Here is a 9,807-nt window from a genome sequence, read left to right as displayed (position 1 = left end):
GCGCTGGGAATGCACGCCCGGCGGCTGGCGCCGGGTGCGGAAGGCGCGCCGGTCACCCCCGCGCTGGCGGCCCTGCAGCCCTTCCTTGGCGGGATGCGGATCGAGATCCCGGCGGCGGGAGGCGTCACCCTGGCCCAGCATGGCGGGGCCGCGCTCTTGACCGCCTCCGGCGTGCGGGCCGAGCCGGCGGTACGTATCGACCTGTGCACCCAGGTGCTCGACCCTGCGCGTGCGCGGCTGTTGCCGCTGCGGATAGGCTTTCCGCTCGACGGCGCGGCGGCGCTGGCGCGGGCGGGCGGCGGTCCTGTGCGCAACGTCCTGCTGGGTGCAAACCTGCCGCGCGTGACGGTAACCGGGGATGCGCCATCGGGTTTGAAGATTTCCTGGCAGGCCGGCGCGGCCGCCGTCTGGATCGGCGACGCCACCCAGGGGGCGATCCGGCGGGGAAACCGCGGCGAGGCGGCGCTCGGCCATGGCGGCTGGCTGGTATGGCAGGGCGAAGCCTTGCGCTTTTCGCAACGCGCCAGCCGCGCCTGTCCGCAGGCCGGCGAATTGCTGGTCCAGCGCTACCGTCCGGACGCAGCGGCGGGCGGCGCAGCATTGCTGCAGGCTTTCCCAGTGGCAGGCGAACCCGTCGCGCTGCGGCTGGCGCCTGGCAGCTACCAGGTGCCGGCCGCGCCGCCCCCCGGCATGGAAGACCAGGCCCTGTTCGACCAGCTGCGCGCACGCGGCCTGCTGCGCTTGAGCAGGGACGGACTGGCCGAGCTGGCTCCGCGCGACCTCGCCGCCTGGCAGGCGGCGGACCCGGACGCGCGCGCGCCGCTGCCGGGCTGGGAAGGCCTGAACCTGGACGAAGGCGACCGCAGCCTGCTGGCGCGCCTGTACCAGCGCGCCGACGGCGCCTATGTCCGCGAGCAGGTCAGGATCTTCAACAGCGAACGGCGGCTGGTGGCCTGGCGCGTCCGCCCCGGCAGCCGGCTTGCCTGGCAGGCAAGGCTGGCCGATGCGCCGGCGCCGGGCGCCGAAGGCTTGCCGGTCGCCGCGATGCGCCTGTTCGCGCGCCTGCAGGAGGACTGGGCGCCCTGGACGCGGGTGGCCGGCTGGGACGGCGGGCGCGGCGGAAACCTCGTGACCCTGAGCGCACCGGCCTTGCGCGCTCCCGCCGAGCTGCTGCTGGCCGGGCGCCTCTTGCGGGCGGAAGGCGCGCGCGCCACCGTCACCGGCGCCTGCGACGGGCGCGCCTGCCAGGAGCGCGATATGGTCCAGCATGTGCTGCTGACCCCGGAGCCGGGCGCCGGCAGCGTCAGGCTGGAGGTCGCGCCGCTCGACCTGTCGCGCCTGAGCGGCGACGCCGATGCGGCCTACCGCCACTTGCGCGTGGAAGAGGGCCGCCTGGCCTGGCATGCCTTGCCCGGCCAGGCGACGGTGCGTACGGGCGGCGCCACGCCGGTACGGCTGAGCGATCGCCATGGCGCCCTGCTGTGGGCCGACGGCCGCCCGGCAGTGGACGCCGGCCTGGCCCCGCTGCTGGGCGTGCATCGCCAGCACGCGGGCAGCGTGGCCGGGATGCTGGCGCGGCTGGGCGGAGCCGGGCATGAGGCGCGCCTCAGCCTGGACCTGGGCGTGCAGGCCCAGGCCCAGGCGGCGCTCGACTGCATCGGCATGCGCCAGGGACAGTGGGACGGCAAGACCTGCCTTGGCGGCCAGGCGCCGCCGGCGGAACGCCAGGCCGGGCTGGTGTTGCTGGACGCGGAGCGCGGCGACATCCTGGCGGCGGCGTCAAGCGGCAGCGGCAAGGCCGATCCCGCCCGCTGGGCGGAATTGCGCGACTTCGACCGCGCCGACCCGGCCCGCAGCCCGCTGCGCATCGCCGCCTTCCAGCACGACGGCGGCGCCCATCGCGCGCCCGGTTCCACCTTCAAGGTGATCACCGCGCTCGGCCTGGAGCAGGCCGCGAAGGAGGACCCGCGCCTGGAAGGCTTGCTGTCCGGCATTCCAGTCGAGGAACTCGACCGCATGGCGCGCGAGCGCGGCTATGGCTTCCGCGCGGCCAGCGCCACCTATCCAGCCTCCGGCCAGGGCGCCCACGTCACCAACTTCCGCGAACAGTCGGGCAGCGCACGGGCCCACGGCGGGCGCCTCGGCCTGGACCAGGCGCTCAGCTACAGCATCAATACCTGGTTCGCCTGGCTTGCCGAACTGAGCGACCGCAGCCTGCTCGGCCGGCCCGAGGGCGGCGTGCCGGGCGTGCGCGCGCTCGACGCGGAGGCGCTCGATACGATCCGCCCGGTGGCCGGGATGGCGCGCCGGCTCGGCTTCGGCAGCGCGCCGCGCCTGGACGGCGGCCTGCTGCCCGAGGATTACCGCTGGGCGGAGTGGGACGCCCTGCGGCCCAGCGCTTCCGCCCTCGACCCGGTGCAGACCCGGCACGAACTGCGCCAGATGGCGATCGGCCTGCGCATGCAGGCCACGCCCCTGCAAATGGCGCTGACGGCGGCGGCCGTGGGGGAGGGGCGGACCGTGACGCCCCGCCTGCTGCTGCAACTGGACGGCCGCGCCGCGCGGGATTCCGCCGGCGAAGCGCTGGATGTGCCACTGGAGCGCATCCGGGCCGGCATGAAGGGCGTCATCGACCGGGGCACGGCGGCCGGCGCCTTCCGCGGCGCGGCCTTCGAGCGCCTGCGCCCCGGCCTGTACGGCAAGACGGGGACGGCGCCGGCGGGCAGGGATGGACAGGCGACCGTCTGGTTCATGGGCTGGCTGGAGCCGGGCAGCCTGCCCGGACAGACCCGGCGCCTGGCCTTCGCCGCCTTCGTCAGCCACTCGGACGCCACCGGCGGCGGCCATGCGGCGCCCGTGGTGGCCGCGTTGCTGCGCGCGATGGAGGGGCAGTCGCGCGAACAGAAGGAGAAATAGCCGCCTCTTGCGCGCCTCGGAAACGTGTTTGTATGGCATCATCTGTTTCAATCCGCCAGCTGCAAGAGAATCAGGCGGAGGCGATCGAGTGCGAGGACGGTATGCGTTTACCGGGAACCCGGTATCAGGAGCATGGTTGGGAGCAGGTCCGCAAGCTGCTGGGACACTGTTCCCTGCAGGCGTTCGCGCGTGTCGACCCGGCCCTGCTGCTCGAACCCGACACCGCCACCTCGCTCTCCCTCTACGTCGAGGCGGTCGCACGCGCCCTGCACGGCGCCCGCGGGCGCGGCGCGGCCGCCGGCAACAGCTATGGCGATACCGTCTCGGAACTGGCCCTGGCCCTGGTCTACGAGCTCCAGGCCCGTCCCGGCGACTGGGATGCGCTGTGCGCGGCGGTGAGCGGCGAACACGCGCGCCTGGGACGCTTCTGGGCACAGCCGGGCGGCGAGGCGCTGCTGCGCAAGAAATTCAACGACCTGTACGCCGTCCTGCGCGACAAGGTCGACAGCGACAACTACCAGGCCGCCTGCGGCCGCCCATGCAGTCCGAACCGCATGTATGCCTACCGCATGCTGGACACCGCCTGCCACGAGATCGCGCGCCTGTTCGAGGGCTGGCGCGAACACCTGGCCCAGGTCGGGGCCATCCTCGGACGGGAAGTCGACGCGATGCCGATCGAGGCGCGCCAGCTGCGTTCCATCGCCGACTGCCGCGCCGAATGGGTCCTGCGCTGGAGCGAAAGCCTGGAAGCCTTCGGCGGCGCGCCCGGGCCCCTGCATACCCGCTCCAAGCGCTTCGCCAGTCTCAAGACCAGTCCCGAGAAGATCGCCGCCATGCTGCGCGAGATCGGCGACTACGAGCAGCTATCGAGCAACCGCGACCAGGACTGGCTGCACGACGCCGGCGACGCGGCGGCCTGGCTCGACGACTACCTGCGCGTGCTGGGCGAATCCGAAGCGGCCAGCACGCCCGGCCCGGACCTGGTGCTCGAGATGCGCCAGGAAGAGCCGGAGCCCATCGACGACCCCGAACCGGATGCCGACCTGCCGGACGAGGCCGATCTCCCGCGCCTGGCCGCCGCCGCGCAGTCGGTTTCTCTTCCCCCCAGCTACCTTCAGTCGGCGGCAAGCGCGCAAGCGCGCGGCAGCTGGGCCGCGCGGGAAATGGCCGGGGACACGCTGCCGGTGCGCCTGGCGGTCTACCTGAAACTGCTCGGGCCTGTCGACGACAGCTATCCGTCCGAGTGGCTGGATCCCGCCACCGGCGAGCTGCCGACCATGCAGCAACTGGCCGGGTTGGACGGGATTTCGCTGCCGACCCTGCGCAAGCGCCGCGACACGGCGATCGCGCGCCTGCAGGATGCGGCGACGGCAACGAGGGAGGAAAAAGGATGACGGAACTGGAACGCAAGCTGCAAGCGCAGCTGCTGGTGGCGCAGCGTATCGAAGGCGACCGGCTGGTGCTGGACGACGCCGTGCTGCGCGCGGCGCTGGACGGCAGCCGTCCCCTGCGGGCGGCGGAGCGGGCGGCCCTGCAGGGATCGCCCCTGACGATCCGGCGTTTCAAGCATCTGGCGGACGAGCGCCGCGCGGCCTGGCAGGGCAGCCGAGGGCTGCTGCGCGCCGCCGACAGCGGCGCTCCGCTGGAGGTGCTGGCGACCGACGATGGACTGTGGCGCCTGCATTTCGCGGGCGCCCAGGTGATCCTGCAGCTCGACCCGCAGGCGGCGCGCGCGCCGCAGCTGCTGGCCGGGCGGCCCCGGATCAAGGTAAGGGACGGCGCGGGCGCGGTGGTGCTCGAAGGCGTCCTGGACGCCGATGGCGAATGCGAGGGCCCCTGGCCCTTCGCGGCGCCGCCGGCGGAGCATTTTCAGCGGCATGGGGCGGTCTTCGCTGTGGAGCCGGCCCGGGAAGGACATTGATGTTCGGTTCATTGCTCAAGAATGCATTTCGTCCGCTGCGGCAGACGGAGTTCTCGTGCGCCAGCCTCGGCGTGAGCGCCATCGCCTTGCCGGCGCCTGGCGGCTGCATCATCCCTCCGCGTTGCGCGGCGGTGCTGGTGGACCGGGGCGGCCATACCCGGCGCCTCGGGGAGGGCGCGCGCCTGGCCCTGATCGAGGGCGAAACCGCGTGGTGCGTGCACCCCGGACCCTATACCTGCGACCTGACGCCCTTCGCGGCCAGTCCCGAGATCGGCCTGCGCCTGAGTTTCGCGGTCGACGCCACCGACCCGCGCGCCACCCAGCAGCGTTTCGACCTGTTCCTGGCCAGCGAAGCCCACGGGGCGGTGGGCCTGGAGGACTTCGCGCTGGCGCTGGAGCATGCGCTCCAGCACGAGTTGGCGCAAGGACACCTGGAACTGCCCCCCTGCACCACGCTGGAGGAATGGAACAGCTTCCGCTCGGGTTTCAACCAGCTGATGTACACGCGCTTCGGCATCACGGTGGACGATTGCGTGCCGGTCGACCTGGCCGGGTCGCGGGATTACGCGCGCATGCTGGAAGCGCGCCTGGCGGCGCAGCCGGTTCCGGTTCCGCTCCTCCCGCCCGCGCCGCCGGCCGCTCCCCCGGAAGCCTTCGACCCGGCCTGCGAAGATGCGCGCGCGCTGCGCCGCCTGTTCCTGGAACTGCCTTGCCTGATGTGCTCCCTGCGCATGGCGGTGCTGCCGTCCGACCAGTCTCAGTTCCGCCAGCACCAGGAGCTGCTGCGCCGGCTCGACCTGGTCAGCCTGGCGGTGGGCACCATGCCGGCGCTGGAACTGGCCGCGCCCAACGAGGCGCTGCCCGCCAGCGAGCAGCTGCGCCGCGCGCGCCACAGCCGCAGCGCCGCCATCGCGCTCGACGAAGCCTGGGCGCTGTTGGCGCGCCTGAAGCAGGCTGGCGACGTCACGCCGGCGCTGCTGTTCGACGAAGCGGACCGCATCGTCAGCAACCTCGAATGCGATACGGCGGAGCGCCGCGCGCTCAGCGCCACCGAGCTGGACGAGGTGGCGCCATGAGCGGCGGGATCGACAGCGTTGCGGTACGCAGCGCCGACCCGCGCGGCGGCCATCTGACCGTGACGGCCACGCGCCGGCCGCGCGCCGGCCGGGCCGACGTCAAGTGCAGCGTGCCGGACGCACCCGAGGTGGCGCAGCGCATGCAGCAGGTGGTGCGCCTGGCGCGCCACACGGAAGCGCGCGCCGACAGCCGCGACCAGGTGGTGCTGAGCCTGGACCGCGCACCCCAGGCCGGCGAGCGCGGCTGGGAGCTGGCGGCCGTGCTGGCCGACCGCATGGTGCGCGGCGTGCTGGCGCCGCAGCAGGGCATGGTGGCCAATGGCTGGTCCGACGCCTGGCACCTGGGCCGCATCGAAGGCGCCGACATCGCGCACCTCGGGGCCTTCGTGGGCCAGCCCGACCCTGCGGCCGGGGTGGCCAGCGCACGCGCCTGGTTCCCCCTGTACAGCGGCGTCGAATACGACAGCCTGGGCTGGGTCGAGGTGAGCGTGCGTCCGCTGGCCGAGCCGGTGGAGGACGAGGACGCGGCGGTGGCGGTGCCGGACCTGGACGCGGTGCGCCAGGCGCAGGTGCGCGCCGTGCTGGCCGGCAGCCGCCATTTCGACGGCCGCGGGCAAGGCCAGTGGCGCACCACGGTGCGTTTCGGCGAGCCGCGCTTCCAGGGCGATTCCTACGAGCTGGCCCTGGTGCTGGCCGACCGCATGGCGCGCGGACGCGAATTCCTGGCGCGCGGGCGGGTGATCGCAACCGGGCGCTCGTCGAGCTGGCATGCGGGCAAGGTCGACGCCGTCGACGGCCTGGCCCCGAAATGCGCGCTGATCGCGCGCGAGGCCGGGCCGGGCGACCGGGTCTTGCTGCCGAAGGACTGGGAGGCGTCGCTGCCGCCCGGCTTGCGCGAGGCAGTGCGCGCGCGCGGCGCCAGCCTGGCCTGCGTGGAGCGGATCGGGATCATCTAGCTGCGTGGCGTCACGCGGACGCGCCGGCGCCCCTGCTAGAATCGGCGGGTGGGCGTTGTAAGTCAATCAATGGAGTCGGATATGTTCCAGATGTTCGGAGTCAAAGGCGCCGCCTGCCCGCGCTGCGAGCGCAAGCACGGCGGCGACGCCCGCTACTGCGCCGGCTGCGGCCTGATCCTCGGCGCGCCGCGCAATGCGCCGGTGCTGCGCGAAAACCGCTGGGTGGCCGGTCCGGACGAACTGGCCGTGTTCTTCGGCGTGCGCGAGCTGTCCGGCGTGTTCGTCAAGACCCTGCGCGTCCCGGCCACGGCGCGCGCCTTCATCCTGCAGGGCGACAAGGCGACCGAGGTGCCCCAGGGCGAATACGAGATCGAAGGCTTCTTCACGCGCCTGAACCACCTGCTGCGCGACCAGCATGCCGAGATCCTGGTGACCCGCACCGGAGCGCTGCCGGTGAGCTTCGACTTCGACGAGGTCGCCACCAGCGAACACCTCTTCGTTCGCGCGCGCTTTACCGTAAGCGTCAGGATCGAGAACGTGCCCGCGTTCGCGCGCCACTTCATGACCATGCCCGGCACGATCGGCGCCGCCGAACTGCGCGAGCTGCTCGCCCATCCGGTGTGCCAGCTGGCCGCCGAATTCGTCGGCGCCCGTTCGATCCGCGAGATGGCCGGCAACCGCGAACTGCGCGAGCAGCTGGACGAGCGCCTGCAGGGCGGCCTGCGGCTGCTGCTGGCCCAGTACGGCCTGGCGGTCAGCCAGGTCGATACGCTGGAGCTGCGCCACGACAAATTCGACGCCAACCGCGCCCGGGTCGGCAGCCTGTGGCTGGCGGCGGACGAAAAGCATGTGCAGATCCAGCACGCGCGCCATCTCGACGAGCTGTACACCGCCGAGGAATGGAACCGCCTGCAGCGCGCCGAGCATGAGCTTAAACTCCGCCAGCGCCGGGCCGAACTGCGCCAGGACGAGGCGATCGCCAAGGCCGAACTGTCGCTGCAGGGCGCCGACCGCGCGCACGGCGTGCGCCTGCGCCAGATCGAACTGTATGGCCGCATCCTGGAAGCGCAGTCGCGCAAGCAGGCGCTGGAGCGCGGCGCCGGCGAGGTGCTGGCCGAGCTGGAACACGCGATGGCGAAAAAGGGCGCCGCGCGCGCCGACGAGGTCACGGAATGGCGCCACCTGCGCGCGCTGGCCCAGGTGCGCATGCGCGCCGAACTCGACGCGGCGCAGCAGGAGGCGCTGCAGATGCGCCAGCTGGCGCAGCAGCGCTTTTCGCAGCAGCTGCTGCAGCAGCAGATCCGCAACAAGGTCGAACAGGCGCGCCAGATCGAGGACGCCGCGCGCCAGCACGCCGAACTGAAGCGCCTGCGCGAAGATGAAGCGGAGGCGGCGCGCCGGGTGCGCGACATCGACGCGGCCGGGCACGTCGCGCGCCACCAGGCGCTGCTGATGGCGAACGCCGCGCACCAGCGCGAGGCCGAACGCCTGCAGGAATGGGAGGACGAGCAGGCGCGCCAGCGCATCGCCGGCCTGCGCCGCGGCGAAAGCCAGGCAGACGCCGTCGTCCAGCACGAAAAGCTGCTGCGCACCATCGAGGCCGATGCGCGTTACACCGAGGTGCAGGACCTTCCCCGCGCGGCCGAGCGCGCCCACGCGCTGGACCTGGCGCGCATGGAGATCGCGCGCGCCGAGTCGCTGGCGGCGATGGACGACACGGCCAAGCTGGCCCTGGCCGCCGCGCCGAACGCCGCGCTGCTGAACGACTTCATGAAGACGCGCGTACACGCCACCATGGACGCGGGCCAGCTGGCCGCGCTCAGCGCCCATCCCGTCGCGCAGCCTGGGGCGTGCGCGCAAGGCCATGCGGTGCGTAGCGAGGACCGCTTCTGTCCCTCTTGCGGAGCGGAGCTCAAGGCAAGCTGACGATGCAAACCGCCATCGACAAGATCCGCGAACTGCGCGCGCTGCACGAGGACGGCCTGTTGAGCCGTCACGAATTCGACCTGCGCAAGAACGCGATCCTGGACGCCGCCTATACGCCGGAGCAGGGCTCGGAAGTCGTCGCGGCGCCGCCGCGTCCGGGCACCGAGATCGGCCTGATGGCCGGGCAGGAAGTCGGACCGCCGAACCGCCGCTACCGGCTGGAGCGCCTGATCGCGCACGGCGGCATGGGCCAGGTGTGGCAGGCCACCGACCTCGCCACCCATGCGGAACTGGGCCACAGCGCCCAGGTGGCGCTGAAGATCCTGCCGCCACAGGCGACCCAGGCCGCCAGCCACGCCAAGCTCCTGATCCAGGAAGCCACCCGCGCACGCCGCCTGGCGCATGAGCACATCGTGCGCGTCTACGAGTGGGCCCAGGATCCGGCCACGGCCAGCTACTTCATCATCATGGAATACCTCGAAGGCGAGGACCTGGACAGCGTCCTGTGCCGCGAAGGGCGCATGGACTGGCCCCGCGCCGCCGCCATGCTTCGCCCCGTGGCCGGGGCGCTCGACTACGCCTGGGAGCGGCACCGGCTGGTGCACCGCGATATCAAACCGGGCAATGTGTTCGTCACCAGCAAGGGCGACATCAAGCTGCTCGATTTCGGCATCGCCGCCCGCGCCCGCGCGTCGGGCGGCGTGGCGATGCTGGAAGCGCCGGCGCTGTCCGGCACGGCGGGCTACCGCGCGCCGGAAGCCTCGGACCCGGAACGCCAGCCGCAGCCGGCGCTGGATGTCTATGCCGTCGCGGTGATGATTTACCAGATGCTGGAAGGCGAACTGCCGGCAAGCGGCGCGATGCGTGCGCCGGGCGCCTTGCTGCCGCGCCAGTGGACCGCCCTGCAGTCCGGGTTCGCGCGCGATCCGGGCGCACGGCCGGCCAGCGTGCGTGCGCTGCTGGAGGCGATCGAACTCGGCGCCGGTCCGACCCCGGAAGAAGAAGCGGCGCG

7 protein-coding genes are annotated in these 9,807 nt (G+C 72.7%); all 7 read left to right on the top strand.

What is annotated here, in order from left to right; translation table 11 throughout:
• A partial coding sequence (locus J8847_RS23615) for a penicillin-binding transpeptidase domain-containing protein (RefSeq protein ID WP_211527130.1) occupies positions 1–2,916 on the top strand: 2,916 nt, incomplete at its 5' end.
• Positions 2,917–3,017: 101 nt separating this feature from the next.
• Positions 3,018–4,310: a hypothetical protein gene (locus tag J8847_RS23610; protein ID WP_211527129.1), complete on the top strand. Its 1,293-nt coding sequence runs from the start codon at positions 3,018–3,020 to the stop codon at positions 4,308–4,310.
• Positions 4,307–4,837, top strand: coding sequence for a hypothetical protein (locus J8847_RS23605; protein ID WP_211527128.1), 531 nt, complete (start codon positions 4,307–4,309; stop codon positions 4,835–4,837). Before J8847_RS23610 ends, J8847_RS23605 begins: the two co-directional genes overlap by 4 nt.
• Positions 4,837–5,913 carry a hypothetical protein gene (locus J8847_RS23600; protein ID WP_211527127.1) on the top strand — a complete coding sequence of 359 codons (1,077 nt, stop codon included), beginning with the start codon at positions 4,837–4,839 and terminating at the stop codon, positions 5,911–5,913. Before J8847_RS23605 ends, J8847_RS23600 begins: the two co-directional genes overlap by 1 nt.
• The gene (locus tag J8847_RS23595; protein WP_211527126.1) at positions 5,910–6,869 is read left to right on the top strand and encodes a hypothetical protein; all 960 of its coding nucleotides are present in this window, start codon (positions 5,910–5,912) and stop codon (positions 6,867–6,869) included. The genes J8847_RS23600 and J8847_RS23595 overlap by 4 nt, the downstream gene beginning before the upstream one ends.
• Positions 6,870–6,950: 81 nt before the next feature.
• Positions 6,951–8,795 carry an SPFH domain-containing protein gene (locus J8847_RS23590; protein ID WP_211527125.1) on the top strand — a complete coding sequence of 615 codons (1,845 nt, stop codon included), beginning with the start codon at positions 6,951–6,953 and terminating at the stop codon, positions 8,793–8,795.
• A 2-nt stretch (positions 8,796–8,797) separates the two neighbouring features.
• Positions 8,798–9,807: serine/threonine-protein kinase (locus J8847_RS23585; protein WP_211527124.1), on the top strand; the 1,010-nt coding region annotated here is incomplete at its 3' end.

The sequence above is a fragment of the Massilia sp. AB1 genome (assembly GCF_018119385.1).
In the GTDB taxonomy this organism is placed as follows: Bacteria; Pseudomonadota; Gammaproteobacteria; order Burkholderiales; family Burkholderiaceae_D; genus Telluria.
Note: the sequence above shows the minus strand (reverse complement) of the source record. Positions and strands in the feature narration are given on the sequence as shown.